Origin of the sequence: Nordella sp. HKS 07 (assembly GCF_011046735.1) — a bacterium.
GTDB lineage: Bacteria > Pseudomonadota > Alphaproteobacteria > Rhizobiales > Aestuariivirgaceae > Taklimakanibacter.
This window is the reverse complement of record NZ_CP049258.1, coordinates 5,779,790-5,805,857: the sequence shown is the minus strand read 5'-3', so window position 1 is coordinate 5,805,857 and position 26,068 is coordinate 5,779,790. Positions and strand designations below refer to the sequence as shown.

Genomic DNA, 26,068 nt, shown 5'->3' with positions numbered 1-26,068 from the left:
AGGGCCCCGGCGCGGCCCCCTCGGGGTGAGGGTCGAAGGGAGCGGGAGGGATTGATGCTCGATTTCGCGGCGGTTACGCCGGCCATGGCGATCATGGCCGCCCTGCTCGGCTATCTGTCGGGTTCCATTCCCTTTGGCCTCCTGTTCACCCGCTGGGCGGGCCTGGGTGATGTGCGCGCCATCGGCTCCGGCAATATCGGCGCCACCAATGTGCTGCGCACCGGCAACAAGAAGCTCGCCGCGGCAACTCTCATTGCCGACGCTGTAAAGGGGACCATCCCGATCCTGCTGATGAAGGCGCTCGGGGGCGAGACCGCCGGCCTCATCGCCGGGCTTGCCGCCTTCGCCGGACATCTCTTCCCCGTCTGGCTCGGCTTCAAGGGCGGTAAGGGCGTCGCCACCAATATCGGCATCCTGTTCGGCCTCTACTGGCCGCTGGGCCTTATCTTCCTTGCCGTCTGGCTCGCCATGGCGTTCATTTTCCGCATCTCGTCGCTTTCCGCCCTGACGGCATCAGCCTTGAGCCCGCTGTGGGCCTGGTTCCTCGGCAAGCCTACCCTGGTGTTTCCGCTCATCCTGCTCGCGGCGCTGATCTGGATCATGCATCACGAGAATATCGCCCGCCTGCTCAAGGGCCAGGAAGCGAAGATCAAACTCGGCTCCAAAACATGATCCTGACGGATCAGGAGCGGCTCGATTGGCTGCGCCTGATCCGCAGCGAGAATGTCGGTGCGATCGTTTTCGATCAGCTTCTTGAGAAATTCGGCAGCGCCACCGAAGCGCTGGACGCTCTCCCCGATCTCACCCGCAAGCGCCCGATCAAGATCTACGGCATTGCGGACGCGCAAGCCGAGTTCGACAGAGCCGCGGCAGCGGGCGCCCGCTTCGTCGCGAAACCTGAGCCGGACTATCCGCCGCTCCTGCGCCATTGCGACGGCGCGCCACCCCTCATTTGCATCAAGGGAAAGACGGCACTCGTAGCGCGGGACGCGGTGGCGATCGTGGGCTCGCGCAACGCTTCCGCCAATGGCAAGCGCCTCGCCCGTACTTTCGCGTCTGATCTTGCGGCAGCCGGGCTCGCGGTCGTCTCGGGCCTGGCGCGCGGCATCGACACCGCGGCGCATGAGGCCGCGCTCACGCCAGGTACGGTGGCGGTTCTCGGCACAGGCATAGATATCGCCTATCCGCCTGAAAATGCCGGCCTGCAGAAGAAGATTAGTGAAGACGGGCTTCTCATCTCCGAGATGCCCCCCGGGGCCACGCCGCGCGAGACCTCCTTTCCACGCCGCAACCGCATCATTTCCGGTATGAGCCGGGCGGTGATCGTCGTCGAGGCCGCTCTGCGCTCGGGCTCGCTCATCACCGCGCGCTTCGCCAATGAACAGGGCCGCGAGGTCTTCGCGGTGCCGGGCTCGCCCCTCGATCCCAGAGCGGAAGGCACCAACCGGCTGATCGGCGAGGGCGCGCATCTCCTGAGCAAAAGCCAGCAGGTCCTGGACGCACTTCTCGAAATGCGGCCACGGCTCCATCCCGAAGCGCCGGCGGCGGGTCCTGTCCCCGAGACGGAGATCGACGGCTCGACGCGCGCCGCCATCCTGTCACTCCTGAGTCCCGCGCCTACCGAGGTCGACGATCTGATCCGCGAGAGCGGCGTGCCGGCGCAACAGGTGCTCGGCGTGTTGCTCGAGCTCGAACTCGCGGGCAAGCTCACCCGCCACGGACGACAGCTCGTTTCCCTCGTTTCGAAAGATTGAAGGCCGCCGTTCCCGGCGGAGCGCGCTTATTGACCTCACGTGTTACGGGCCCGAGGCAGATCCCCCTCCCGCAATTACCTTAGGGCAGTTGCTTTCCAGGGACGCTTGCTTATATATCCGCGGCATAGGCCCTGAATAACCTTAGGTTGTATCCATCAACCTTAAGAGTTCAACTTCCCGTGGAATCGCTTTCCACAAGGCTTGCGGGCCGGAAACGATCCCTATATGAGCCCCGTCCTAGTTTTCAGATCGCAAGATAAATGACAGTCGTCGTCGTCGAATCGCCTGCAAAGGCCAAAACGATCAACAAGTATCTGGGCAAGGACTATGTCGTCCTCGCCTCCTATGGTCACGTGCGCGATCTGCCGCCCAAAGACGGCTCGGTGCGCCCCGACGAAGACTTCGCCATGTCCTGGGAGGTCGACGGCAAGTCGGCCAAGCGCGTCTCCGACATCGCCGCGGCTCTTAAGAACAGCGACCGGCTGATCCTCGCTACCGACCCCGACCGCGAGGGGGGAGGCCATTTCCTGGCACGTTCTGGAGATCCTGAAGAAGAAAGGCGCTCTCAAGGGCAAGGACATAGAACGGGTGGTGTTCAACGCGATCACCAAGCAATCGGTGCTCGAGGCGATGAAGCACCCGCGCCAGGTCGATGCGGCGCTCGTCGATGCCTATCTCGCGCGCCGCGCGCTCGATTATCTCGTCGGCTTCACGCTCTCCCCCGTGCTGTGGCGCAAATTGCCGGGCTCGCGCTCGGCCGGACGCGTGCAGTCGGTGGCGCTGCGTCTCATCTGCGATCGCGAGCTCGAGATCGAGGCCTTCAAGGCGCAGGAATACTGGACCATCGACGGCGCCTTCACCTCGCCGCGCGGTGATGCTTTCGGCGCACGGCTCGCTGCCATCGACGGCAAACGCCTGGGCAAGCTCGACATCTCGAACGAGGCATCCGCCAAGGCGATCGTCTCGGCGATCAAGGGCGCGCGCTTCACCGTCGACACGATCGAGTCGAAGCCGGTCAAGCGCCATCCTTATCCGCCTTTCCGTACCGCGACACTGCAGCAGGAGGCCTCGCGGAAGCTCGGCTTCTCATCCGCCAAGACGATGCAGGTGGCTCAGCGCCTCTATGAAGGCGTCAATATCGGCGGCGAGGTCACCGGCCTCATCACCTATATGCGTACCGACGGCGTCGATCTCGCCGGCGAGGCGATCGCCGCGACGCGCAATGCCATCCTGAAGCGCTTCGGCGAGCCTTATCTGCCGTCGGTTCCGCGCAAATACACGACCAAGGCCAAGAATGCGCAGGAAGCGCATGAAGCCATCCGCCCGACCGATCTGTTCCGTTTCCCGGAGAATCTCCGGCGCACTCTCGATCCCGACCAGATGGCGCTCTATGAGCTGATCTGGAAGCGCACCATCGCAAGCCAGATGGAGAGCGCCGAGATCGAGCGCACCACCGCCGATATCGGCGCCAAGGGCGATGACGGCAAATCCTATTCCTTCCGCGCCACCGGATCGGTGGTGAAGTTCGACGGCTTCCTGAAACTCTACCAGGAAGGGCTCGACGATGAAGAGGACGAGGATGCCCGGCGCCTGCCTACTCTGGCGCGCGGCGATGGCGTTGGCGTCCGCTCGATCACGCCTGAGCAGCATTTCACCGAACCGCCGCCGCGCTACTCGGAAGCTTCTCTCATCAAGAAGATGGAAGAGCTCGGCATCGGCCGGCCTTCGACCTATACGGCCATCTTCTCGGTGCTGCGCGACCGCGGTTATATGAGGGTCGACAAGAAACGCCTCGTCCCGGAAGACAAGGGCCGCCTGGTAACCGCGTTTCTCGAAGCCTTCTTCAAGCGCTATGTCGAGTATGACTTCACCGCCAATCTGGAGGAGCAACTCGACCGGATCTCCAATGGCGAGATCGACTGGAAGGCGGTATTGCGCGACTTCTGGCTGAACTTCACCGGCGCCGTCGGCGAAATCCAGGAACTGCGCATCACCAATGTGCTCGATGCGCTGAACGAGATTCTGGGTCCCCATGTCTTCCCCGAACGCACCGACGGCCAACCGGCGCGCGCCTGCCCGTCCTGCTCCGACGGCCAGCTGTCGCTCAAGCTCGGCAAGTTCGGCGCTTTTGTTGGCTGCTCGAACTATCCGGAGTGCCGGTTCACACGTCAGATCACCCCGGGCAACGGTTCGGGCGAAGCGGTGCCGGCGGAAGGCATTCTGATCGGCAATGACCCTGAAACCGGCCAGCCCGTCACCCGGCGCGATGGCCGTTTCGGTCCCTATCTGCAACTGGGCGAAGCAGCGGAAGGCGAGAAACCACGTCGCGCGTCCATCCCGAAGAAGACCGACCCCTCGAGCATCGATCTCGAATTGGCGCTCAGACTCCTGTCGCTGCCGCGTGAGGTAGGGCTCCATCCCGAGACCGGTAAGCCGATCGTTGCGAATTTCGGGCGCTTCGGCCCCTTCATCCTGCATGACGGTGTCTACGCCACGCTGAGTGATCCCGAAGACGTCTACACCGTCGGCCTTAATCGCGCCGTCGATCTCCTCGCCGAGAAGAAGGAAAAGAACGCCAACCGCAAGCGGCCGGGTGCGCTCAAGGACCTGGGCGCGCATCCCGACGGCGGCGGCCCGATCCATGTGATGACGGGACGCTACGGGCCCTATGTGAAATGGGGCAAGGTCAACGCCACGCTGCCGGGCGACAAGCCCCCGGAAGAGACGACGATCGAGGAAGCGGTCGCGCTTCTTGCGGCGCGTGCCGGCAAGGGCAAGGCGAAGAAGGCCGGCAAGCCAAAGGGCGAAGCCAAGGCCCCCGCCAAGAAGGCTGCCGCGAAGAAGGCACCGGCCAAGAAGGCGGCCCCGAAGCGCGCCAAGAAAGCCGCCACACCCGACGAAGTGAGTGCCTGAGGTCGTGGCGCGCAAAGCGAAGCCAGCGCAAAACGATCTGCCGTCAGCCGAACAGCTCATCGACTTCATCAAGACCAGCTCAGGCAAGGTCGGGAAGCGCGAGATCGCGCGCGCCTTCAATGTCAAAGGCAATGACCGGATCGCGCTGAAGCGGCTTCTCAAGGAACTGGAAAAGGACGGCAAGCTCAAGCGCGCCGGCCGCGCCATGGCCAAGGCTGGCGAACTGCCGCCGGTCACTGTTCTGGAAGTCACCGGTCGCGATGATGATGGCGAATTGATCGCCGTGCCGGCCGAATGGGACGATGCGGCGGGCAAGCCTCCCCGTATACTGATCATCGCGCAAGCGGCCAAGGGCACGCGCGCGGAATCCCAGCCTGCCGCGGTTGGCGATCGGGTGCTTGCCCGGATCGAGCCCGTGAAGGATCCCAAGCTCCCCTATCACGGCCGCATCATTCGCAAGATCGCCGGCCGCAGCAGCCGAATCCTCGGCATATTCCGCCATGCCAGGGGCATGGGCGCCCGCGTCGTGCCGGTCGACAAGAAGGCGCGTCATGATTTGCAGGTCCAGCCCGGTCACGAGAATGGCGCCGAGCCTGGCGAGCTCGTCTCCGTCGAGGTCATGCGCGGGCGCGGCCAGGGCCTTGCGACCGCCCGCGTGAAGGAGCGGCTTGGCGACATTTCCAGCCAGCGCAACATTTCACTGATCGCCATCGAGCATCACGGCATCCCATCGGAGTTTCCCGCACGCACGCTCGCCGAAGCAGCGGCCCTGAAACCCTTCTCACACGCCAAGCGCACCGATCTGCGCGATGTTCCCCTCGTCACCATCGACCCCCCCGATGCGCGCGATCATGACGATGCGGTCTGGGCCGAACCCGACGATGACCCCAAGAATGAAGGCGGGGTGAAAGTGATCGTCGCCATCGCCGATGTCGCGACCTATGTGCATCCGGGCTCGGCGCTCGACCGCGAGGCACGGATAAGGGGCAATTCCGTCTACTTCCCCGACCGCGTCGTGCCGATGCTGCCGGAGCGAATTTCCAACGATCTGTGCTCCTTGCGCGAAGGCGAGGAACGGCCTTGCCTCGCCTGCTTCATGACCTTCGATCGCACCGGCGCCAAGCGCAAGCACCATTTCGCGCGCGCCGTCATGCGCTCGGTGGCGAAGCTTTCCTATCAGCAGGCGCAGGCCGCGATAGATGGGCGGCCCGACGACAAGACTGAGGCCCTGCTCGCCCCCGTGCTGAGGCCGCTCTGGGCCGCCTACAAGGTGCTGCTCAAGGGCCGCAACAAGCGTGAACCGCTCGAGCTCGATCTTCCCGAGCGCAAGCTTATCCTCGACGCGCATGGCCTCATCGAGCGGGTTGTGACGCCCGAGCGTCTCGATGCCCACAAGCTCATCGAGGAATTCATGATCCAGGCCAATGTTGCGGCCGCCGAGACGCTCGGCGAGCGTAAGGTGCCGCTCCTCTATCGCGTCCATGGCGAGCCCGCCGAGGAGAAGATCCGCAGCCTGGCCGAGTTCCTGAAGACCGTCGGCATCAATCTGGCCAAGGGCCAGCACATGATGCCCCGGCACTTCAACCAGATCCTGAAGGAGGTCGAGGGCAAGGACTATCAGCATGTGGTCAACGAGGTGGTCCTGCGCAGCCAGGCTCAGGCCGTCTACGACACGGAGAATGCCGGTCATTTCGGCCTGCACTTGCGGCACTATGCGCATTTCACCTCGCCCATCCGGCGATATGCTGACCTGATTGTGCATCGCGCTCTCATCACTGCATTCGGCTTCGGCGACGACGGCCTTTCGCCGGAAGACACGGCACAGCTCAATGATACGGCCGAGCTCGTCTCGGGCGCCGAAAGGCGGGCCATGGCGGCGGAACGCGAGACCGTCGATCGGCTGATCGCCAGCCATCTTTCCTCGCAGATCGGCGCGCGCTTTGCGGGACGCATCGGCGGCGTTGTGGCCGCCGGTCTCTTCATTACCCTCAATGATACGGGCGCCGATGGCTTTATTCCGGCAGGCACGCTCGGTTCAGACTATTTCGTCTATGACGAGACGCGCCGTGCGCTTATCGGGGAGCGTTCGGGCGAGACCTTCCAGCTCGGCGATCCGGTCGAGGTGCGCCTTGTCGAGGCGGCACCCGTCTCGGGCGGACTGCGTTTCGAGATGATGAGCGACGGGCGTAAAGGCAAGCCGGTACCGCGTCGCTCGCTGCGCCAGCGCGGCATGGGCCGGGCCAAGAGACGCTGATGCCCGTCATCATCGAAAACACGCAAGGTCCGGCACCGATGCCGTCGCGCTCGTGGCTTGGCGCCATGCTGCGCGGATTCGTGCGGCGATGCCCGGCTTGTGGTTCGGGCCCCATCTTCTCCGGCTTCATCGCCGTCAGGGACAAGTGCCCGCGCTGCGGCGAGGAGCTTCATCATCAGCGTGCTGACGACGCGCCGCCCTATTTCACGATCTTCATCGTCGGACACATCATCATTCCGCTGCTGCTCGTGGTCGAGAGATTGTGGCAGCCCGACTATCTCATCCATGCCGCGATCTGGATCCCAGCCACGCTGGTCCTCACCTTGCTGCTGATGCCCGCGGTCAAAGGCTCCATCATCGGCCTGCAATGGGCATTGCGCATGCATGGATTTGGGGGAAAGATCGAGGAATGACCCAGCGCGATCCCGAACTCGCCGGCTCGCGCCACTTCCCGCAGGCGCAAAAGCCGCGCGATTCCGCCACGCTGATCGTCGTGCGCCATGACGACAATGCGCCGCGCGTGCTTTTGGGCAAACGCCATGGCGGCCACGCCTTCATGCCCAATATGTTCGTCTTTCCGGGTGGCCGGCTCGACCCTGGCGATATGCGCGTCAAGGTCACGAGCGATCTCCATCCCCTCGTCCATGAGAAACTCTTGCAACGCATGCGCGGACATACCAGCGTGTCGAAAGCCCGCGGCCTCGCCGTGGCCGCGATCCGTGAGACTTACGAGGAGACCGGTCTTTTCCTCGGCAGCCTTCCCGACGACGCCAAACTCGCCAATGAGGAATGGGACGGCATCCTCGCCGCGACCGGCCTCGATCTGTCCCACCTGCGCTACTTCGCGCGCGCCATCACGCCGCCCGGGCGCACGCGGCGCTTCGATTCACGTTTCTTCGTCGCCAATGCGCGCCATGTCGGCAATCTCGACAACCCGCGACATCCGGGATCGGGCGAATTGCTGACACCGCACTGGTTCAGCTTCGCCGAAGCACAGGAACTCGAGCTGCCGATGATCACGCGCGATGTCCTGAAGCGGCTGCAGCCTCTGATGGAAGCGCAACAGGATCTACCGGCGGATCAGCCGGTCTGCTTCCAATACTACAGAGGCAAGAGCTGGCGCGAGGACATGCTTTAGTCCGCAGAGCATTATGACCCTGAGGTGCCCGCTGAAGGCGGGCCTCGAAGGGTGGCAAGCGGCAAGGCCTATGTACCTGGATCATGCTTCGAGGCTCCCCCGGCTCAAGGCCGGGGTCGCGCCTCAGCATGAGGGTGTGTCGTCGTCCGAATAATAATCGCGCATTGGCGCGGGATGCGAAGAGTGGGGACCGGTTCTTCGCAGCAAGCTCGCGCTGAGCTCTAAATCGATCCCGATGCACCGACTACTCGACCACGACCGTGGCGCCGACATCGACGCGATTATAGAGGTCGATGACCTCTTCGTTCATAAGCCGGATGCAACCGGAAGACACGGACTGGCCGATGCTCCAGGGCTGGTTGGTGCCGTGGATACGATACAAGGTCGTGCCGATATAGAGGGCGCGTGCGCCCAATGGATTATCAGGTCCGCCAAGCATGCGCACTGGGAGGTAATTGCCGCGATCGGCCTCACGCTCGATCATTTCCTTCGGCGGAACCCAGTCGGGCCACTCCGCCTTGCGGCTGACCTTGTCGGTGCCCGACCAGGTGAAACCTTCACGGCCGACACCGATGCCGTAACTGATCGCCCGACCCTCCGGCAGAATATAATAAAGCTTGCGCTCCTTGGTGCGGATGAGGATCGTCCCCGGCGCGAGCTGGGTCTGGAAATCGACGATCTCCTTGCCGCGGTAGTTGCTCCGCCGCACCGGCGTCGTTGCTTCGCTGCTGATTCCGCCGATAATCTGGAATGTATCGCTCGAGAATGTGATCGGCTCGGCATGCACCGGATAAGCCAGCATCGCCGCCGCGGCCATTCCAGCGGGAGCTATAAGGAAACGCATCGTCACAACCATTCTCACCAGAACGCGCAAGCCTCGAACATGGCGGGGACTCGTTAAGACTCCCTTTCGGGCACCTCTTGCAGCACCATACCACCCTGCGAGAGGCCCGACAAAACACTGCGCATCTGCTGGGCGGTCCGCCGTGTCACCGGATGGCGCCACCGGGGCACCAGCTCCGTCAACGGGGTCAACCAGAAATCCCGTTCGGGGATGCCCGGATGCGGCAGCTTGAGCCGGCCGCGACGCACCAGCCCGTGATAGTCGAGAAGATCGAGATCGAGTGTGCGCGGGCCCCAGCGCAGCCGCCGCCGCCGCCCGGCCCGTCGCTCGATATCATGCAGATGGTGCATTAAAGTCTCGGGCGGCATCACGGTGGATATCCGCGCGACCGCATTCACGAAGCTCGGCTGGTTCACCTTGCCGAAGGGCGTCGTCTCGACCAGACGGGAAGCCGCGACAAGCTCGGTGCCATTGGCGTCGAGTTCACGCAAGGCGCGCAGCATAGTCTCGCGCGGGTTTCCCCAAGGACCTTCCACATTGCTGCCAAGACCGATCAGGATCATAATTGACCTTGAGCCTCGCCCACGAAGCGACTATCAAAACACTGTTTCAAATAGGAGATTTCAATCATGAATTTTTACCAGGACGAACGCGTAGCGCTTTTTATCGACGGCGCCAATCTTTACGCAACCGCAAAATCGCTGGGCTTCGATATCGACTATCGCCGCCTCCTCGGCTTTTTCCGCAAGCGCTCGCGGCTGATCCGCGCCATCTACTACACCGCGCTGATGGAGGACGCCGAATACTCGCCGATCCGCCCACTGATCGACTGGCTCGACTATAATGGCTACCGGGTCGTCACCAAGCCGGCGAAGGAATTCACGGATTCGCTCGGCCGCCGCAAGGTCAAGGGCAACATGGATATCGAGCTCGCCATCGATGTCATGCAGCTCGCCGACAATCTCGACCACATCGTGCTGTTCTCCGGCGACGGCGATTTTCGCTCCCTCATCCAGGCCGTGCAGGCCAAGGGCCGGCGCACCAGCGTCGTCTCGACCCTCGCCACGAGGCCGCCCATGGTGGCGGACGAATTGCGCCGTCAAGCCGATCAGTTCATCGATCTCGCTGACCTGCGCGAGGAGATCGGGCGCGAACCGAGCGAACGCCCTGAACGGGTGCGCGAGCGGCCGGCGCCGGCGCAGTCTGCCTCTTCCTTCGAGGACTTCGCCGATATCTGAGCCGTGCACGTGGTGACGCCATCCGCCAACTGCCCGCTCTGCCCGCGGCTCGTCTCGTTCCGCGAGACGCAGCGGCGCGACCATGCAGACTGGTTCAATTCTCCAGTCCCTACCTTCGGCGGTACCGACGCCCGGCTTCTGATCGTCGGGCTGGCGCCCGGGCTGCGCGGCGCCAACCGCACCGGGCGGCCCTTCACCGGCGACTATGCCGGCGACCTCCTCTACGCGACGCTCAAGCATTTCGGCTTCGCCAAGGGCGACTATCGGGCCGACCCTCAGGACGGATATACGTTGATCGACTGCATGATCGTCAATGCGGTGCGCTGCGTGCCGCCCGAGAACAAGCCGCTGCCGGCCGAGATCAAGACCTGCAACAGTTTCCTGAGGGACCAGATCGCGGCATTGCCGAGGCTTTCCACCATCGTGGCGCTCGGCCGTATCGCCCATGACGCGACGCTGACGGCCCTGGGCGAGAGGAAATCACGCCACCCCTTCGGCCATGGGGCGCAGCATAAGATCGGCGCTCTCACGCTCTTCGACAGCTACCACTGCTCGCGCTACAACACGAACACCGGCGTTCTCACGACGGAGATGTTCGAGAGCGTGTTCGCGCAGGTGCGCGCCTCCCTCCCAATCGCGCCCTGAGGTCCGGCCCCGACCTTTGCGCAAGCCCCCTTTGCAATGATGTGCACGATCGCGTCATGAAATTATACGATCGGCGGGCCCTGGCTTCTGGTGTGCTTTCGAAGAGGCCGAAGAAGGGAGATTGGTGATGAGCCTGACAAAACTCTATCACAAGGCGAAGGCGGAGCTTGGCTTCCGCTTCAACCAGCTCTGCGACAAGCTGGGCATGCTTGCCCATGTCCATGCGCGCCGCTGCGGCACTGCGGAAGCGCCGGCCGAGGTGCAGGACGCGGCGGGAACGGAGCGCGTGAGCGGTGACAAGGGCAATGACTGCGGCACGCCGCGGGGCGGGATCAGCAGCCCCGTGCTTGCCAATCTCCAATTGAACCGCTTCGTGAAGCATTGGCGCGGCACCGGAAAGGGTGAGACGTTCCGGGCCCGCATCGCCAGCCCCAGGACCACACCGCTCCCGGCGGAATGGCCAAAGGTATCTGGGCGCAAGTCCGTCACGCAAAAGCGTGCAGCGGATCAAGGACAAGGTGGCAGCCGTCCTGGCTGCCGGCAACGAGGGCACGTGTCCCCACGTAAACTAGCGGCGTCGGATCCCCCTGGCGCTCAGCCGCGCTCGCGCAGGAGCCGCGCCTTCTCGCGATTCCATGACCGATCCTTGATCGCGTCGCGCTTGTCATGCAGCTTCTTGCCGCGCGCCAAAGCAATGCCGACCTTGGCGCGTCCGCGGGCATTCATATAGACGCGCAGCGGCACGATGGTGAGGCCCTCGCGCAGCACGCCGCCCGACAATTTGTCGATCTCGCGCGCATGCAGCAACAGTTTGCGCGGCCGCTTGGTCTCGTGATTGAAACGGTTGGCTTCGCGATATTCCGGGATATAGGCGTTGACGAGGAACAGCTCGCCGTTATTCACCGCGGCATAGGACTCGGCGATATTGGCCTTGCCGTCGCGCAGCGACTTCACCTCCGAGCCCTTCAGCTCGATGCCGGCCTCGTAGGTATCGAGGATCTCGTAATCAAAGCGGGCGCGGCGGTTGTCAGCGACAACCTTTATCCCCTCCTCTTTGCGCGAGGCTTTTGTTCCACCACTTTTCGACGACATGGCGTCCTCAGTTCAGGAGACCGGCATGGATCATGGCGGCGTGCACCTGCTTCTTGCAGGCTTCCGACGGCTCGACCAGCGGCAGGCGGATATCGGGACGGCAATGGCCGAGAAGGCTCACCGCGTATTTGATCGGCGACGGCGAGGTCTCGACGAACAAAGCAGTGTGAAGCGGCATCAGCCGGTCCTGCAGCTTGAGCGCGGCGCGATAGTCACCGGCGAGTGTCGCGCTCTGGAATTCGGCACAGAGACGCGGCGCCACATTCGCCGTCACCGAGATGCAGCCGACGCCGCCATGGGCGTTGAAGCCGAGCGCGGTGCCGTCCTCACCCGACAGCTGGATGAAATCCTCGCCCGATACTTCGCGCTGGCGCGACGGGCGGGTCAGATCGGCGCTCGCATCCTTGGTGCCAATGATGTTGGAGTGATCCTTGGCGAGGCGCGCAAGCGTCTCCACCGAGATGTTCGCTACCGTGCGGCCGGGAACATTGTAAACCAGGATGGGTATGTCCACCGCCTTGGCGATGGCGCTGAAATGCGCATAGATCCCGTCCTGGGTAGGCTTGTTGTAATAAGGGACGACGATCAGCGCCACGTCCGCCTTCGCCTTCTTGGCATGCACCGTGTATTCGATCGCCTCGTCGGTATTGTTCGAGCCGGTGCCGGCAATGACCGGCACGCGGCCCGCCGCGACCTCGACGGTGATCTCGATCAAGCGCTTGTGTTCGTCCGGCGTGACGGTCGGGGATTCGCCGGTGGTGCCGACCGGAACCAGCCCGTGGCTGCCCTCCTTGATCTGCCATTCCACGAATTTTCGGAACCCGTCCTCATCGACGCGGCCGTTCTTCATGGGGGTAATCAAGGCAGGAAAAGAACCCTTGAGCTTCACGTGTCAGTCTCCGGTAATAACTTGGCAACCATGCGCTGGCTAGAGTCGGGAGGTTCCGCGCAGCGTGGGAATGCGGGGCACATTAGACGCTCGCCTGAAGACCGGCAAGCGCGCGAAATAGCTGATTTGACAGGCCACAGGACGGTCGCAATTGGCTTATAGGGATTTTTCTGGCCGACAGGGGCCGACTGGCAGGGACGTATTGATGATTCGGGGATTTTCCGCTGGCTTGCTCATTGTGGCCTTGCTCGGGTCGACGGCTATTACCGTTGCCCCGCCTCTGAGCACGTCCGCCATTGCCGCGCCGCAGGTAAGCCGATCGGCGGTTAATGCAGCCGATGCCGCCTTCAATGGCAAATACAGCGATGCCGGAAGCTACGCCCAGCAGTCGGGCGATCCGGCCGCGGCCAAGCTGGTCGAGCTCATCTATCTGCGGAACAACTGGAAGGAAGCGGGCTATAGCCGGATCATGGCGTTCCTCAGCGCCGCACCGCAATGGCCGCTGACCGAGACCCTGCTCAAGCGCGCCGAGCAAAGCCTCTATGCGAGCAACGCCTCGGCCCAGACCGTCTTCGCTCATTTCGAGAAGCGCACGCCCCTTACGCCTGAGGGCTCGCTCGCCATAGCGCGGGCGCAGCTCGCAACGGGCAACAGCGACGCGGCCCGCCGGACGCTGCGGCGCGTGTGGCTCAATGAGACGCTCGACGCGGCAATGGAAAAGCAGATCACGAGCGAGTTCGGCTCGCTGATCACCAGCGACGACCGCAGGGGGCGCATGTGGCGTCTCGTCTACAAGCAGGAGACCAACGCGGCGATCCGCGTGTCCAAATCGCTTTCCGGCGATTACCAGTCGGCCGCCAAGGTGGCCCAGGCCCTCATTCGCGGCACCGCCGGTGCGGAGAAGCAGTATCAGTCTCTGCCCAGCGCCATGAGGCAGCAGCTCGGTATGCGCTATGCGATGGCCCGCTACTACCGGAAGGCTAACAAGCAATCCAAAGCGGCGCAGATGCTGCTCGATATACCGGCCGATAACGCCGCCATCGGCGATGGCGAGGCCTGGTGGGTGGAACGCCGCCTTGTGGCGCGCATGCTGCTCGACCCGCGCCGGCCCGGTTCGGCCAAGACCGCCTATCAGCTCGCCCGCGCCCATGGCTTTTCGAGTGGCGAGTTCTTCGGCGAAGGCGAATTCCTCGCCGGCTGGATCGCGCTGCGCTTCATGAAGGATGAGAACACCGCGCTCAAGCACTTCGCCAAATTGCAGGCGGGCGTCACCACCAGAACCGACAAAGCGCGCGCCGCCTATTGGATGGGCCGCTCTTATGCGGCACTCGGCGACAAGGACAAGGCAAAGGCCGCCTATCGCGAAGCGGCCACGGTGCCGACCGTCTATTATGGACAGCTCGCGCGCGAGCAACTGGGAATCGCCACGCAACCGATCCAGATCACCGGCGGACAGCCCTCGGCCGCAGCGCAGGCGCGCGTCGACAATGACGAGGTGATGCGCGCTTTCCAGATGGTGGCGCAGACCGGGCGCTCGCGCGAGCTCAACATGTTCCTGTGGTCGCTGTCGGGCCGCTTCAAGACAACCGACGAGATGAGCGCGGTCGCGCGTAACGTTTCGAGCGGCGGCGGCCCCGCCGCCGCGGTTCGGCTGGCCAAGCTCGCGGGTCAGAAGGGTGTCGACATCGACTATTGGGGCTATCCGACCAAGGCCCTGCCCGACTGGCGCCAGATCGGCCCGCCGGTCGAACGCGCCATGGTCTTCGGCCTGTCGCGCCAGGAAAGCGAGTTCGATCCCAAGGCCGGCAGCCGCGTCGGTGCGCAAGGCCTGATGCAGCTCATGCCGGGAACAGCGAAGCTCGTCGCCAAGCAGTATCGCCTCAGCTATGCCCCTGAAAAGCTGACCGGCGATCCGGCCTACAACGTCAAGCTCGGCGCGGCGCATCTCGGCGACCTCATCGAGGAGTTCGGCGGCTCCTACATCCTGACGCTCGCCGCCTACAATGCCGGCCCGCGCCGCTCGCGCGAATGGGTCGAGGCGCATGGCGATCCGCGTTCCGGCACTGTCGATCCGATCGACTGGGTCGAGATGATCCCCTTCACCGAAACACGCAACTATGTGCAGAAAGTGATGCAGAATGTGCATGTCTATCGCTCGCGGCTCGCGCCCAAGACGATGCATGCGATGACAGCGGATCTCAGGCGCGGAGCACCCGGCGCGATCAAGCTCGCCAACTCCTCGGAAGCAGGCTCGGCCAATTGCTCGGGCGGCAGCATTGCCGAACTGATCACCGGCTGCGACTGAGCGATGGGAGCTCCCGTCTCCCCTCGCGACATCCATTTCACATCGGCGGACGGTCTTGCTCTCTATGGGCGAGACTATCCGGCGGCGGGCAACGAGACGCCCCTCCTCTGTCTCGCCGGCCTGACCCGCAATGTCCGCGACTTCGAACCACTGGCCCGATGGCTTGGCGGAACACGCCGCATCGTGACCATGGATTATCGTGGCCGCGGCCGCTCCGCCTATGCGCCCGATCCTTCGACCTATAGGCCCGATGTCGAGCTTGCCGATGCGATGCGTCTGCTCGATGCCCTAGAGATCGAGCGCGCGAATGTCATCGGCACGTCGCGGGGGGCATCATCGCCATGATCATGGCGGCGCAATATCCGCAACGGCTCAACGGCGTGCTCCTGAACGATGTCGGGCCGGTCATCGAGAAGGCGTCGCTGCTCCGTATACGAAGCTATCTCGGCAAGGCCGTCTCGTTCGCGAGCTGGGAAGAGGCTGCAGCGGCCCTGAAGCAGAACCATCCGGGTTTTGCGAGCCTGAATTCGGAAGAATGGCTTTCTTTTGCCAGGCGCGTCTTCATCGAGAAGTCCGGGAAGATCGTCAACGACTACGATCTGCGCCTCGGCGAGGCGTTTCCCACCGATGCGGAGATAGAAAAGGCTGATACTCCCGATCTATGGCCTGTGTTCGATGCCCTGCAAGCACTCCCTGTGGCGGTGCTGAGGGCCGAGCATTCCGATCTGCTGAGCGAGGCGACCGTGCGGGAGATGGAAAGGCGCCATCCGCGCCTGAGCGCCCATATGATCAAGGATCGCGGCCATGTGCCGTTTCTCGACGAGGCTGATGCGCAAGCCGCAATCAGAGCCTGGCTCGCGCTGGTTTAATCCTTGCGCGTGTGCGTCCCCGATTCCGTCTCGCCTTCGTTGTTGCGCAATCCGCCCGTTCCGTAGAGCCGGCGGAATTCCTCTTCCTTGCCTTCGGCCAGGAGCCTTGCCTGGTTGATCCATTCCTCGCGCTCGATACGGCCGCCGAATTTAAGGTGGTCGTCTACCCAGGCAACCTCCTCGCGCGTCCACGCGGCGAGCTGATCGAAATGATAAAATCCCAGGCTGTGCAGGGTCTTCTCGTTCTTGGGGCCGACGCCGCTGATGCGCTGGAGATTATCCGGCGTGCCGTTCCTTGCCATGGCGATGCCCGTCGGTCTCGTGGCGATCAAGGGTTGGGCCGTCGAGGCAACCGCAGCCGCGGGCGCAGCGGCTTCCTGAGATGCCGGGGTGGTGACGCGCGGGACATCGCCTGTAGCGGAAGGACCCTGTGGGGCCACCGACGACGTGTCCCGAGCGACAAGACTGCGCAGCAGGCAGCCCAGGATGCAGCCGATGAAGAAAGCGAGAAGGATCCAGAGCGCCAGTTCGAGAGCGAGATGTGACATGATCAGATTCTCTCTTCGATCGAGCAGCTGATCCAACCTACGATCAGTCCCAGCCCCAGCGCCACCAGGAGCCACACCCAGTTTTCCCTGGCCAGGAACATCGTATCGTTAAAATTCCAGAAATCGACCATTGGCGGCCCTTTCTATTTCACGATCTTGATTTCGATGCGCCGGTTGAGTGCTCGTCCAGCTTGGGTGTTGTTGTCGGCAACGGGATTCTTCTCGCCATAGCCGATCGCCGTCAGACGCTCGCGGGCGATGCCGAAACCGGCAAGTGCATTAGCGACGGCGACGGCGCGGCGCTCGCTCAGCGCCTGGTTGTATTCGCGCGATCCGCGATTGTCGGTGTAACCTCCGACTTCGAGCCGATCCTCGGGACAGGTCGCGGCGATCACCGCGAGATCCTTGATGATGGCGGCGGCGGTCGGCGTCACCGCCGACTTGTCTCTGTCGAATTGGAGCGGCCGGGCCAAAAGTGTCTTGGCGAAATCGTCCACGCAATTCACTTCAGGCGGAGGTGGCGGAGTCGGCGGCGGCTCCTTAACCAGGATCTCGAAGCGGGTCTGGTCGGACGATGTGCGGCCATGCTTGTCGGTCACCACGACACCGACATCGTAACTGCCGGGCTTGAGCACCTCCGGTACCGCGAGCGTCCAGTTGCCCTTGTCGGCGGTGAGGCCCGCATCCTTGCCGAGCGTCCAGCTCTTTCCGTTGAACGTCACGACGAGGCTTGTCGCGTCTTCCACCGGCCAGCTACCGGAAATACTGCGCGGGCTTTCGAGCATGGCGTAGAGGTTGACGGTCGGCGAGACAGGACCAGCCGCGTCGACCACGAGCTCGTCCTTCGTGGTGTCAGTCACGATCTTGCCGTCGGCATTCGTCACCTCGACCACGACGTCATAGGTGCCGTCCTTCAGGGGTTCCGGCAGCTTCAGACTCCACTGGCCGGCGGAGGCCGTCAGCTCCTCATTGCTGCCGAGGACGAAGCTCTGGCCTGACAGCGAAACCTTGAGCGATCTCGTGGCGCCCGGCACCCAGGTGCCGGCGAGCGTCGGACGCGCCATCAGCGCGACGAGCGGCGTCACCGTCGGCACCGCATCCGTCGCGGGCGGCGGAGGTGGCGGCGGTGGCGGCTCGGTGGTTTTGCCGGCTTCGATTACAAGAGCGCCCGTGCCGGCAGCGGAGGAGACGTTGCCGAAGGCATCAACCGCTTCCACGATCGCGTCGTAAACGCCAGGCGCCAACTTCTGGTCCGGCGCCAGGGTCCAGGTCTCCGCCTTGGCGGTCAGCGCCGCGTCAGTACCGAGCGTGTAGCTGTGACCGGCGACCGTCACCCGCAGAAGCTTGGTGTCGCCGGGGGCGTAAGTCCCGGTCAGCGGGAAGCCGGTCGACTTGTTGACGGTGGGGGCCGCGGGCGCCGTGGCATCGATCTCGATCTCGCCCACCGTCTCGTCCTTGACGCTCCTGCCCTTCGCATCCGTCACGGTGACGGCGACGTCATAAATGCCGTCCTTCAGGGGTGTGGTCGGCTTCAATTTCCAGTTGCCGCTTCCGTCCGAGGTGAGTTCGGCATCACGGCCCAGCTCATAGGTCTTGCCGGCGAGTCCCACCTGCAGCTTGTTCCTCGGCGCTTCGGCCCATACGCCGGAAACGAGCGGGGTGACGATGTTGCCTGAGTATCGCGCAACCGTCGGCGGCGGTACGTCGCTGGCGATCGTTATCGCCGCCGGCATGTTCAGGCGGGTGCTGTTGCGGGCAGCATCGAGGGCTTCGACCGCCAGATCATACACCCCGTCAGCCAGTGGCTCCGGCAAGGTCAGGGTCCATGTGCCGCCGGAGGACGTCAGGGACGGATCGCTTCCCAGGACGTGAGTCTTGCCGGCAAGCTCGACCTTGAGCGCCGTGGCGTCACCCTCGGCCCATGTGCCGGAAAGACTGTTGGGAGAGACCGCTCCGCTGAATGGAACAAAGGCCGACATGGGCGGCGGCACCGTGTCGATGACGACCTTCGCCGGCGACGCGATCTTGGAGCTGTTGCCCGCTCCGTCGTCGACTTCGACCGAGACATCATGGGCCCCGTCTTTCAAAGGCGCGCCCGGAACGAGGCTCCAATTTCCCGCACCGTCCGATTTGAGGTCCGGATCGGTGCCGAGGACGTAGGTCCGCTCGGGCAAAATAATCTTCAGGGTTTTGGCGAAGATTTCCGGCCAAGTCCCTTTGATCTCAGGACGATTATTGTTGGCTATGAGCGGATCGAGGGTCGGCGGAGCGAGCACCACCTTGGCCGCGGAGGACTCGACCCGGCGCACGCCTTCGGTGCCGGCGACCGCCTTGACGGCATCCTCGACAGCGCGCACCCCTGGTGCCGAGCCTTCGAGCCGCGCGTCACGACCATCGAAGCTCAGTTTCGCCCAGTCGGCCTTGATGCCGGAAAGACTGGCGCCGGCGGCTTCCGTCAGCTTGCGTTCGATCGGCGCGGAGTTCAGCCAGAGAGCGCCGAGAAAAGGCAATACCGCCAGAGGCGCCCAATAGAGCCATTTGCGCGGATTGCATTTCATATTCCCTACCCCTTGCCCAACGCGGCCGCCGTCAGCCGAACTCTTCTTGGCCTGTTGAAGCCACAGGCTTGGGCGTGCCTCGCGCCGTCCGCTCAGGAATTTATGGCACTGGCAGGTATGTAAAACAACGAGATTTCCCATTCGGAAGGTTGAACCTGTTGCGAGACGAGCGGGTCTCGCTGCCCAAACGTCAGAGCACTGTTGCATGTTTGCCGCAGTTGCGGCTTCTTCCGCTCCCCGCCTTGTTCCCGACGCAAGGCGCTGTTAGATGGCTCGAAAGGGCTGGAATTCCGTCGAGGCGAGACCTTCTTTTGTCCACTAAGTTTCCAAAACTGGCCGTAACGCTGCCGTTACTGGCCCTTCTCGCGGCCTGCAGTGGTCAGCAGAACGCCCTTGAAGACAGGGTGATCAGTGTCGAGATCGGACGCGATTCCTACAGCGGCCACACCGACCCCCGACATGTCGGGCCTGTTGAAACAGACCAGCCCCAGCTACGTGACCCTGACCGTGTCGCAGGCTCGACGTAAGGGCAAGCCTGGCGATGGCGATGCCGGCCAAGCTGTAACTTCCGGTAGCGGCTTCATCGTGGACAATGCAGGCCATGTCCTCACCGCAGGTCATGTTGCCGTGCAGTCCGGATATACCGTCACGGCACGCGGCGCCGATGGTCGCCTCTATGCCGGCAAAGTCGTCGCCATCAAGCCGAGCAACGACATGGCCCTCATCTCTCTCAAGGGTCTCAACGGCAAGCCGGTCGAGCCGGCATCCACTCCCTGCATGCCGCGCGGCGCCCCGGTCTTCTCGCTCGGCAAGCCGCATGCGCAGGGCGACACGGCGCGTCTGGGCCAGGTCGAGTCCATGAGTTTCGGCAGGGCCGTCAGCTACAATGGCTTTGGCTACCCCGACGCGATGGTGCTCAGGATGAACACCAAGAAGGGTGAATCCGGCGGCCCCGTCTTCAACGGCTCGGGCCAACTCACGGGCATGGTGGTCAGCACATTGTCGGACGGCAATGGCCGGCCGCTGAACCTGGCTCACGCCGTGCCGAGTTCCAGCCTCGCCGACTTCCTCTGCTCGCAGACGTCCTGCTCGCCGCGTTGGAAGTCTCTGTCCACCCAGTCGGTCCAGAGCTGCCGGCCCTCCTCGAGCTAGTCAGGGCAGCAGGATCGTTGTTCCCGTGGTGGCACGCGATTCCAGATCACGATGCGCCTTCGCCACGTCCGACAGGCTGTAGCGCTGGTTGATCGGGATGCGGACCTTGCCGCTCCTCACGACCTCGATCAGATCGCGCGAAGCTTCCGCCAATTCCGTATCGTCGGCCATGTAGTTCATCACCGTCGGGCGCGTCACATAGAGCGAGCCCTTGGCCGCCAGAAGTCCCAGCTCGAAGGACTTCACCGGCCCCGACGCATTGCCGAAAGACACCAGAAGGCCGCGCGGCTTCAGGCAGTCCAGCGAGGTCATGAAGGTCGCCTGACCTACGCCGTCATAGACAACGGGTACCCCTGCCCCTTTGGTGATTTCCTTGACCCGCGCCACGACATCGTCAGTACGGTAGTTGATCACATGGGCACAGCCATACGCCTTGGCGACCGCGACTTTGTCGTCCGAACCCACTGTGCCGATCACCTTGACGCCGAGCGCCTTGGCCCATTGGGTGAAGATCACGCCGACCCCACCAGCCGCCGCGTGAAACAGGATGGTTTCGCCACGCTTGACCTTATAGACGGAGCGCAGCAAGGCCCGCACCGTCAGCCCCTTCAGCATCATGCCGGCAGCGGTCTCATTGCTGATGGCTTTGGGAAGCTTGGCTACGCGCACAGCCGGCACATTGCGAAATTCGGCATAGGCCCCGCGCGGCCCCAAGCCATAGGCAACCCGATCGCCCACCTTAATGCCCTTCACGCCTTCGCCGACTGCCTCGACGACCCCTGCCGCTTCCATGCCCAGGCTAGCCGGCAGCGGCAGCTGATAGAGCCCCGAGCGGTGATAGGTATCGATGTAATTGAGACCGATGGCGGTCTGGCGCAACGTGATCTCGCCCTTGCCGGGAGACGGAACGTCAGTCTCCACCAGGCGCATAACCTCCGGGCCGCCGTTCTCCGCGATTTGTATGGTTTTCGTGCGCACCGTATCACCTCATCGGCAGTTGAATCAGCAAAATTTCCAGTTCGACTTTTCCGCACACTGCCCTTAAAGGCAAGCTGCAGCCGCCGTTGTCTTTACGCCATTCCACCCTATCGGTCTGAAATGTCAAACCGTCCAGTAGCTTGCAATTCCCGGAAAGACGGCCAACGCCGGATTTGAAGACCAATCATCGAAGATTCCGCTAAAATCAAAGTCTCATGAAATCTCTCGCCAGCAAGACCATCAGAGGCATCGAAGCTCCCCCTATCGCCGAAGCGATGAGCTGGATCAGCTCGACCCCCAGCAACCGCGCGCTCATCAATCTCTGCCAGGCCGTTCCGAGCTACCCGCCGGCGGAAAGCCTGGCCGACGAAGTCGGGCGTCTCGCCAAGCTGCCGGAGACCAGCCTCTATTCCGAGATACTGGGCATCCCGGCCTTGCGCGAAGCGCTCGCGTCGAGCCTGTCGGCGGACTACCAGGCACGGATCCTGCCGGAGAACATCGCGATCACCGCCGGCTGCAACCAGGCCTTCGCGGCGACGATGATGGCGCTCGCCGAAGCCGGCGACAATGTCGTCCTGCCCGTCCCCTATTATTTCAACCACCATATGTGGCTGGAGATGCTCGGCATCAGGCCGCGTTATCTGCAGGCGATCAAGGGCGGGGGCACCACGCCAGTGGCAGCCGATGCGGCTCCGCTGATCGATGAGCGGACGAGGGCGATCGTGCTGTGCAGCCCCAACAACCCGACCGGCGCCATCTATCCGGCCGGGACGATCGAGGAATTTCATGCGCTTGCCAGGAAACACGGCATCGCCCTCGTCGTCGATGAAACCTACAAGGACTTCCGCGCCGATCCGGCCTCGCCGCACGGCCTTTTCAATCAAAAGGACTGGGGCGACAACTTCATCCACCTTTACAGCTTCTCGAAGGTCTTCGCGTTGACCGGCTATCGCGTCGGCTCGGTCACGGCGAGCCCGGTCTTTCTCGCCGAACTCGAGAAAATCCTCGACTGCGTCGCCATTTGCGCGCCCACCATTTCGCAAGGTGCTGCCCTGTATGGGCTGCGCGCACTCGAGGACTGGAAAAACCAGAAGCTCGCGATGGCGAAGGAGAAAGCGGTTGCGCTACGCAACGCCTTCATGCAACCGGGCCTCGACTACAAGCTTCTGAGCGCCGGTGCGTTCTTTGCCTATATCCAGCACCCGTTCTCGGAAGACGCCAAGAGCGTGGCCATGCGGCTGGCGCAGAAGCATGATCTTCTCGCCTTGCCGGGCAGCATGTTCGGTCCGGGCCAGGAACAATATCTGCGCCTCGCCTTCGCCAATGTCGAAGCGGGCTTGATGCCGGATGTCGTGGCCCGACTGATCGAAAGTCAGGGCTAGCCAAGCGAAACGGATAGAGGAGACTGACCAGCATGAAAATCGGTTTCAATCTCCTCCTCTGGACCGGACATGTCGGCGATGAGCATCGCTCGTTGCTGCGCGACATCAAAAAAGCCGGCTATGACGGCGTCGAGGTCCCCGTATTCCAGGGAGATCCGGTTTACTATGCCAGGCTCGGCCAGATGCTCGACGAAATCGGCCTCGAACGCACCGTCGTCACCATTATGCCGTCGCTCGACAAGGATCCGCTGAGCGGCGATGCGCAAATACGCAAGGCAGCGTTCGATCACGCCAAATGGTTCATCGACTGCAGTGCGGCGCTTGGCGCACCGACCATCGGCGGCCCCATTCACTCCGTCCACGGGCATTTTACCGGAAAAGGCCCGACAGCGGACGAACGCAAGCGCGCATTGGCCTTCCACCGCAAGGCCGGCGATTATGCCGCAAAGAAGAATATCCGGCTGGCGGTCGAGGCGCTCAACCGTTTCGAATGCTATTTCCTGACCACCATGCAGGGGCTCGCAGACTATCTCGACGAGGTCGATCATCCGGCGGTCAGCGGCATGTACGACACTTTCCACGCCAATATCGAGGAAGCCGATCCGATCAAGGCGATCCGCACGATCCGTCGCCATATGAGCCATGTGCATATTTCGGAGAATGACCGCGGCACTCCGGGTAAGGGCCATATCGACTGGACCTCGACCTACAAGGCGCTCAAGGCTGCCAAATATGACGGATGGCTCACCATCGAGGCGTTCGGACGCTCGCTTCCGGCGCTCGCCGCAGCGACAAGAGTCTGGCGCGATTTCTTCCCCAACCCCGAAAGCGTCTATCGCGACGGCATCAGGAACATCCGGAAGGGCTGGGCCGGCGCGTGATCGGCACACCTTCACTTTTCAAAGGGGTAGATCCGCTTCCAGTCGCGCTTCATGTCGGCGACCGTCCAGCCTTTGGCATTCGCCTCGTCGAGGGCCTTGTCGAGCTTGCCGATATGAGACTGCCGGTCATAGGCCCATTCGCGCTCGGCATCAGTATGATGAACCAGCCCCATGAAGCTCGCGCCCTGCCTCGCCGCGGTCCATTCCAGCATCTGCTGGTCGCCGTCCGAATTGCCGAAGGCGAAGATCGGGCGTCGTCCGATGAAGCGGTTGATGCCGACCGGCTTGCCCGGACCGTCATCGATGAACTCGATCTTGGGCTCCTTCATGAGCACCGGCTTGCCGTCGGCATCCATCTCGAACTTCACGACCCCTGAAGAGCCGACCACCTGCTCAGGCGGAATGCCGTATACCTTCTCCGTCCAGGGCCGCATGAACTCGATGCCGCCACCGGACACGATGAAGGTCTTGAAACCCTGGCCGCGCAAAAATGCGGTGAGCTCCAGCATCGGCTGGTAAACGAGATCGGTATAGGGGCGATCGAAGCGCGGATGACGCGCAGTGGCGAGCCAATCCGTGACGGTCTTCGTGAAGGCCTCGATGGTCATGCCGCTGTGGGTTGCTCCCACGATCTCGAGCAGCCCCTTCTCGCCCAAAGCGACAAGTCCCTTGAGATCGCCGGCGAGGACGCTCTTGAAAGGTTCGGTCGTTTTCCACTCCGGATGCTCGGGCGCCAGCGCCTTTACCCGGTCGAGCGCGAAGGCGAACTGGAAATAGACCGGCTGCTCGGACCACAAAGTTCCGTCATTGTCGAAGACGGCGATGCGCTCCGGGACCGGCACGAAATCCGCCGTCCCCTCCTGACTGACGCGCTTCACGAAGTCGAGGATCGACTGCTTCACCGGGCCGTCGCTCCAGGACGGCAAGACGTCGGCTTGCGCGCGCGCAGCTCGTCCCGCAATGCCGCTCAGGGCGCCCGCCGCCATGGCGACCAGAAGGTGTCGCCTGTTGAAATCGGGCATCATGCCCCCCTCGCCGTTACCTATGACTTGTCGGCGCGGAGATGCTTCTTGAGCCGGAAGGCGAAGCCGACCAGCAAGCCGCCAAAGATGATCGCATAGGCGCCGATGAGCCAGACAAGCGCCAGAGCGCCGGCGCCCGGCCTGACCAGAATGATGAGACCGAAGAGGACGGAGATGGCCCCCGACAGAATGAGCCACCACTCATTGTCGATTTCCTTGCGGATCTTGATGGCGCCGACGATTTCGAAGATGCCGTGGATGAGCGCCCAGGCGCCGATGAATATCGTGAGCACCAGCGCCGTGATGGCCGGCCAGAAGAAGGTGAGCAATCCGGCGCCGACGCCGAGCAAGCCGATCAGGATCAGCCACCATCTCGATTCCGCACCGCCTCCCTTTATGCCGGCGAGGATGGCGAAGAACCCGTCGATCAGGGCATAGGCGCCATAGAGGATAACCAGGGAGAGAAGAGTTATTCCCGGCCAGGCGAAGGCCAGGACACCGAACAAAATGCCCGCGATGCCGCGCAGCAGGACGATCCACCAGTTCTTCGCCAGCGCATGCAGTCCCGCAACCGGTAATCTCAGGGAGGCTTCCTCTTGCTTTGTCATGTCGCGCTTCTCCTCGATTGAGCGATCATTTCAGCATTACAAGGCCGTCACGCCGGGCTCGGCTTGCGCAGAATGCAGCGAAAACCCAAATGGCAGGTCGAGGTGTCGATGGGCTGCGCCATGCGCGCCGCCGGCCGGTAGCGGCGGCAATAATTGGGCGCGCACAGATAGGAGCCGCCCTTCATCACCTTGCGCGGAATTTTGATCTCAGGCTGGTCGGTCGCGATGCTGGCCTCGCGCGTGCCGCCGCGCGGATTTTCCAGCGTGCAGCACGGGCTGTCGATGCTGCCATGGGTCTGGTACCAGTCCGACGTCCACTCCCACACATTCCCGGCCATATCGTGAAGGCCGTAGCCATTGGCCGGGAAGGAGCCGACGGGTGCAGTCCATTCATAGCCATCCTCGAGCTTGTTCTGCCATGGGAATTCGCCCTGCCAGGTGTTGGCCAGATGCTGCCCGTCCGGCGTGAAGTCGTTTCCCCAGCAATATTCCGCTCCCTCGAGGCCGCCTCGCGCGGCGAACTCCCATTCGGCCTCGGTCGGGATGTCCTTGCCCGCCCATTTCGCATAGGCTTCCACATCCTCATAAGCGACATGAACCACCGGGTGATCGCCAAGACCCTTGATACTGCTGGCCGGTCCGCGCGGATGGCGCCAATCGGCGCCGCGCACATAGATCCACCAATTGTAGCGATTGGTGAGATCGACGCGCTGCGCGGCCTTCTTGAACACCACCGAGGACGGCGCCAGGAGCTCGGGCTTGGCACCGGGATAATCGCGAGGGTCCGCAGGCTTTTCGGCCGATGTAATATAGCCGGTCGCCTCGACAAAGCGGCTGAACTCATCATTGGTGACAGCGCGGGCATCCATCCAGAAGCCGCCCACGCTCACCTTGTGGCTGGGGGCCTCCTCGGGATAGTGATGGTCCGAACCCATGAGGAAGGTGCCGCCCGGAATCCAGAGCATGCCCGCCAGTGGCGCTGTCTCTTGACCTGCCAT

24 protein-coding genes and 1 pseudogene are annotated in these 26,068 nt (G+C 63.1%); 14 read left to right on the top strand and 11 right to left on the bottom strand.

Going from position 1 to position 26,068, the window contains the following annotated elements; genetic code table 11:
* Window positions 1–54 precede the first annotated feature (54 nt).
* From plsY to G5V57_RS27285, 6 genes and pseudogenes are all read left to right on the top strand, one after another.
* Entirely contained in the window at window positions 55–672 is a 618-nt protein-coding gene (plsY, locus tag G5V57_RS27310; protein ID WP_165171306.1) for a glycerol-3-phosphate 1-O-acyltransferase PlsY, read from the top strand.
* On the top strand, window positions 669–1,754 hold the full coding sequence (gene dprA / locus G5V57_RS27305) for a DNA-processing protein DprA (RefSeq protein WP_165171304.1): 1,086 nt from the start codon (window positions 669–671) through the stop codon (window positions 1,752–1,754). Before plsY ends, dprA begins: the two co-directional genes overlap by 4 nt.
* 260 nt (window positions 1,755–2,014) lie before the next feature.
* Window positions 2,015–4,667: pseudogene (gene topA / locus G5V57_RS27300) on the top strand (type I DNA topoisomerase).
* Between the two features lie 4 nt (window positions 4,668–4,671).
* Window positions 4,672–6,921: a ribonuclease R gene (rnr, locus tag G5V57_RS27295; protein ID WP_165171293.1), complete on the top strand. Its 2,250-nt coding sequence runs from the start codon at window positions 4,672–4,674 to the stop codon at window positions 6,919–6,921.
* Window positions 6,921–7,334 (top strand): DUF983 domain-containing protein, encoded by a 414-nt coding sequence (locus G5V57_RS27290; RefSeq protein ID WP_165171291.1) that lies wholly within the window; start codon window positions 6,921–6,923, stop codon window positions 7,332–7,334. The genes rnr and G5V57_RS27290 overlap by 1 nt, the downstream gene beginning before the upstream one ends.
* Complete coding sequence (locus G5V57_RS27285; RefSeq protein ID WP_165171289.1) at window positions 7,331–8,059, top strand: NUDIX hydrolase; 729 nt, start codon at window positions 7,331–7,333, stop codon at window positions 8,057–8,059. The genes G5V57_RS27290 and G5V57_RS27285 overlap by 4 nt, the downstream gene beginning before the upstream one ends.
* A gap of 244 nt (window positions 8,060–8,303) precedes the next feature.
* Here the strand turns inward: G5V57_RS27285 and G5V57_RS27280 are convergent, their stop codons facing one another.
* Window positions 8,304–8,903, bottom strand: coding sequence for a L,D-transpeptidase (locus G5V57_RS27280; protein ID WP_246737393.1), 600 nt, complete (start codon window positions 8,901–8,903; stop codon window positions 8,304–8,306).
* Between the two features lie 53 nt (window positions 8,904–8,956).
* Window positions 8,957–9,466, bottom strand: coding sequence for a 2-amino-4-hydroxy-6-hydroxymethyldihydropteridine diphosphokinase (gene folK / locus G5V57_RS27275; RefSeq protein ID WP_165171287.1), 510 nt, complete (start codon window positions 9,464–9,466; stop codon window positions 8,957–8,959).
* Between the two features lie 66 nt (window positions 9,467–9,532).
* Between folK and G5V57_RS27270 the strand changes: the two genes are divergently transcribed.
* Window positions 9,533–10,141: an NYN domain-containing protein gene (locus tag G5V57_RS27270; RefSeq protein ID WP_165171285.1), complete on the top strand. Its 609-nt coding sequence runs from the start codon at window positions 9,533–9,535 to the stop codon at window positions 10,139–10,141.
* 3 nt (window positions 10,142–10,144) lie between these two features.
* Entirely contained in the window at window positions 10,145–10,786 is a 642-nt protein-coding gene (locus G5V57_RS27265; protein ID WP_165171283.1) for a uracil-DNA glycosylase, read from the top strand.
* 594 nt (window positions 10,787–11,380) lie between these two features.
* On the opposite strand, the gene smpB is transcribed toward G5V57_RS27265, so the two are convergent.
* Window positions 11,381–11,878 (bottom strand): SsrA-binding protein SmpB, encoded by a 498-nt coding sequence (smpB, locus tag G5V57_RS27260; protein WP_165171281.1) that lies wholly within the window; start codon window positions 11,876–11,878, stop codon window positions 11,381–11,383.
* A 7-nt stretch (window positions 11,879–11,885) separates the two neighbouring features.
* Entirely contained in the window at window positions 11,886–12,767 is an 882-nt protein-coding gene (dapA, locus tag G5V57_RS27255) for a 4-hydroxy-tetrahydrodipicolinate synthase (protein WP_256378606.1), read from the bottom strand.
* A 238-nt stretch (window positions 12,768–13,005) separates the two neighbouring features.
* On the opposite strand from dapA, the gene G5V57_RS27250 reads away from it, so the two are divergent.
* From G5V57_RS27250 to G5V57_RS27240, 3 genes are read left to right on the top strand one after another with little or no spacing between them, the layout of a single operon-like run.
* Window positions 13,006–15,072 carry a transglycosylase SLT domain-containing protein gene (locus G5V57_RS27250; RefSeq protein WP_246737738.1) on the top strand — a complete coding sequence of 689 codons (2,067 nt, stop codon included), beginning with the start codon at window positions 13,006–13,008 and terminating at the stop codon, window positions 15,070–15,072.
* Window positions 15,073–15,075: 3 nt separating this feature from the next.
* Window positions 15,076–15,417 (top strand): alpha/beta fold hydrolase, encoded by a 342-nt coding sequence (locus G5V57_RS27245; protein WP_165171255.1) that lies wholly within the window; start codon window positions 15,076–15,078, stop codon window positions 15,415–15,417.
* On the top strand, window positions 15,414–15,941 hold the full coding sequence (locus G5V57_RS27240; protein ID WP_165171253.1) for an alpha/beta fold hydrolase: 528 nt from the start codon (window positions 15,414–15,416) through the stop codon (window positions 15,939–15,941). Before G5V57_RS27245 ends, G5V57_RS27240 begins: the two co-directional genes overlap by 4 nt.
* Here the strand turns inward: G5V57_RS27240 and G5V57_RS27235 are convergent.
* The 3 genes from G5V57_RS27235 to G5V57_RS27230 are packed head-to-tail and all read right to left on the bottom strand — an operon-like array spanning window position 15,938 to window position 19,047.
* Window positions 15,938–16,489, bottom strand: a complete 552-nt coding sequence (locus tag G5V57_RS27235) for a hypothetical protein (protein ID WP_165171251.1) — start codon at window positions 16,487–16,489, stop codon at window positions 15,938–15,940. The two genes, G5V57_RS27240 and G5V57_RS27235, sit on opposite strands and share 4 nt — an antisense overlap.
* A gap of 2 nt (window positions 16,490–16,491) precedes the next feature.
* Complete coding sequence (locus tag G5V57_RS34945; protein WP_256378605.1) at window positions 16,492–16,620, bottom strand: hypothetical protein; 129 nt, start codon at window positions 16,618–16,620, stop codon at window positions 16,492–16,494.
* A gap of 12 nt (window positions 16,621–16,632) precedes the next feature.
* Complete coding sequence (locus G5V57_RS27230) at window positions 16,633–19,047, bottom strand: Ig-like domain-containing protein (RefSeq protein WP_165171249.1); 2,415 nt, start codon at window positions 19,045–19,047, stop codon at window positions 16,633–16,635.
* 459 nt (window positions 19,048–19,506) lie between these two features.
* Between G5V57_RS27230 and G5V57_RS27225 the strand changes: the two genes are divergently transcribed.
* Window positions 19,507–20,199, top strand: coding sequence for a serine protease (locus tag G5V57_RS27225; RefSeq protein WP_165171247.1), 693 nt, complete (start codon window positions 19,507–19,509; stop codon window positions 20,197–20,199).
* Here G5V57_RS27225 and G5V57_RS27220 read toward each other — a convergent pair whose 3' ends face one another.
* Window positions 20,200–21,177: a quinone oxidoreductase gene (locus tag G5V57_RS27220; protein ID WP_165171245.1), complete on the bottom strand. Its 978-nt coding sequence runs from the start codon at window positions 21,175–21,177 to the stop codon at window positions 20,200–20,202.
* Window positions 21,178–21,392: 215 nt separating this feature from the next.
* On the opposite strand from G5V57_RS27220, the gene G5V57_RS27215 reads away from it, so the two are divergent.
* Window positions 21,393–22,559, top strand: coding sequence for an aminotransferase (locus G5V57_RS27215; RefSeq protein WP_165171243.1), 1,167 nt, complete (start codon window positions 21,393–21,395; stop codon window positions 22,557–22,559).
* Between the two features lie 32 nt (window positions 22,560–22,591).
* Window positions 22,592–23,440 (top strand): sugar phosphate isomerase/epimerase, encoded by an 849-nt coding sequence (locus tag G5V57_RS27210; protein ID WP_165171241.1) that lies wholly within the window; start codon window positions 22,592–22,594, stop codon window positions 23,438–23,440.
* A gap of 11 nt (window positions 23,441–23,451) precedes the next feature.
* Here the strand turns inward: G5V57_RS27210 and G5V57_RS27205 are convergent, their stop codons facing one another.
* From G5V57_RS27205 to G5V57_RS27195, 3 genes are read right to left on the bottom strand one after another with little or no spacing between them, the layout of a single operon-like run.
* Window positions 23,452–24,465 carry an HAD family hydrolase gene (locus G5V57_RS27205; RefSeq protein WP_371744645.1) on the bottom strand — a complete coding sequence of 338 codons (1,014 nt, stop codon included), beginning with the start codon at window positions 24,463–24,465 and terminating at the stop codon, window positions 23,452–23,454.
* Between the two features lie 17 nt (window positions 24,466–24,482).
* Window positions 24,483–25,070 (bottom strand): HdeD family acid-resistance protein, encoded by a 588-nt coding sequence (locus tag G5V57_RS27200; protein WP_165171239.1) that lies wholly within the window; start codon window positions 25,068–25,070, stop codon window positions 24,483–24,485.
* A gap of 47 nt (window positions 25,071–25,117) precedes the next feature.
* The gene (locus tag G5V57_RS27195; RefSeq protein WP_246737736.1) at window positions 25,118–26,068 is read right to left on the bottom strand and encodes a formylglycine-generating enzyme family protein; all 951 of its coding nucleotides are present in this window, start codon (window positions 26,066–26,068) and stop codon (window positions 25,118–25,120) included.

What these genes read in the sequence shown, in the direction of transcription:
- plsY (WP_165171306.1), top strand. Translation starts at nt 55, where the DNA reads ATGCTCGATTTCGCGGCGGTTACGCCGGCCATGGCGATCATGGCCGCC.
- dprA (WP_165171304.1), top strand. Translation starts at nt 669, where the DNA reads ATGATCCTGACGGATCAGGAGCGGCTCGATTGGCTGCGCCTGATCCGC.
- G5V57_RS27290 (WP_165171291.1), top strand. Translation starts at nt 6,921, where the DNA reads ATGCCCGTCATCATCGAAAACACGCAAGGTCCGGCACCGATGCCGTCG.
- G5V57_RS27285 (WP_165171289.1), top strand. Translation starts at nt 7,331, where the DNA reads ATGACCCAGCGCGATCCCGAACTCGCCGGCTCGCGCCACTTCCCGCAG.
- G5V57_RS27280 (WP_246737393.1), bottom strand. Translation starts at nt 8,903, where the DNA reads ATGCGTTTCCTTATAGCTCCCGCTGGAATGGCCGCGGCGGCGATGCTG.
- folK (WP_165171287.1), bottom strand. Translation starts at nt 9,466, where the DNA reads ATGATCCTGATCGGTCTTGGCAGCAATGTGGAAGGTCCTTGGGGAAAC.
- G5V57_RS27270 (WP_165171285.1), top strand. Translation starts at nt 9,533, where the DNA reads ATGAATTTTTACCAGGACGAACGCGTAGCGCTTTTTATCGACGGCGCC.
- smpB (WP_165171281.1), bottom strand. Translation starts at nt 11,878, where the DNA reads ATGTCGTCGAAAAGTGGTGGAACAAAAGCCTCGCGCAAAGAGGAGGGG.
- G5V57_RS27245 (WP_165171255.1), top strand. Translation starts at nt 15,076, where the DNA reads ATGGGAGCTCCCGTCTCCCCTCGCGACATCCATTTCACATCGGCGGAC.
- G5V57_RS27240 (WP_165171253.1), top strand. Translation starts at nt 15,414, where the DNA reads ATGATCATGGCGGCGCAATATCCGCAACGGCTCAACGGCGTGCTCCTG.
- G5V57_RS27235 (WP_165171251.1), bottom strand. Translation starts at nt 16,489, where the DNA reads ATGTCACATCTCGCTCTCGAACTGGCGCTCTGGATCCTTCTCGCTTTC.
- G5V57_RS34945 (WP_256378605.1), bottom strand. Translation starts at nt 16,620, where the DNA reads ATGGTCGATTTCTGGAATTTTAACGATACGATGTTCCTGGCCAGGGAA.
- G5V57_RS27230 (WP_165171249.1), bottom strand. Translation starts at nt 19,047, where the DNA reads ATGAAATGCAATCCGCGCAAATGGCTCTATTGGGCGCCTCTGGCGGTA.
- G5V57_RS27225 (WP_165171247.1), top strand. Translation starts at nt 19,507, where the DNA reads ATGTCGGGCCTGTTGAAACAGACCAGCCCCAGCTACGTGACCCTGACC.
- G5V57_RS27215 (WP_165171243.1), top strand. Translation starts at nt 21,393, where the DNA reads ATGAAATCTCTCGCCAGCAAGACCATCAGAGGCATCGAAGCTCCCCCT.
- G5V57_RS27210 (WP_165171241.1), top strand. Translation starts at nt 22,592, where the DNA reads ATGAAAATCGGTTTCAATCTCCTCCTCTGGACCGGACATGTCGGCGAT.
- G5V57_RS27205 (WP_371744645.1), bottom strand. Translation starts at nt 24,465, where the DNA reads ATGATGCCCGATTTCAACAGGCGACACCTTCTGGTCGCCATGGCGGCG.
- G5V57_RS27200 (WP_165171239.1), bottom strand. Translation starts at nt 25,070, where the DNA reads ATGACAAAGCAAGAGGAAGCCTCCCTGAGATTACCGGTTGCGGGACTG.
- G5V57_RS27195 (WP_246737736.1), bottom strand. Translation starts at nt 26,068, where the DNA reads ATGGCAGGTCAAGAGACAGCGCCACTGGCGGGCATGCTCTGGATTCCG.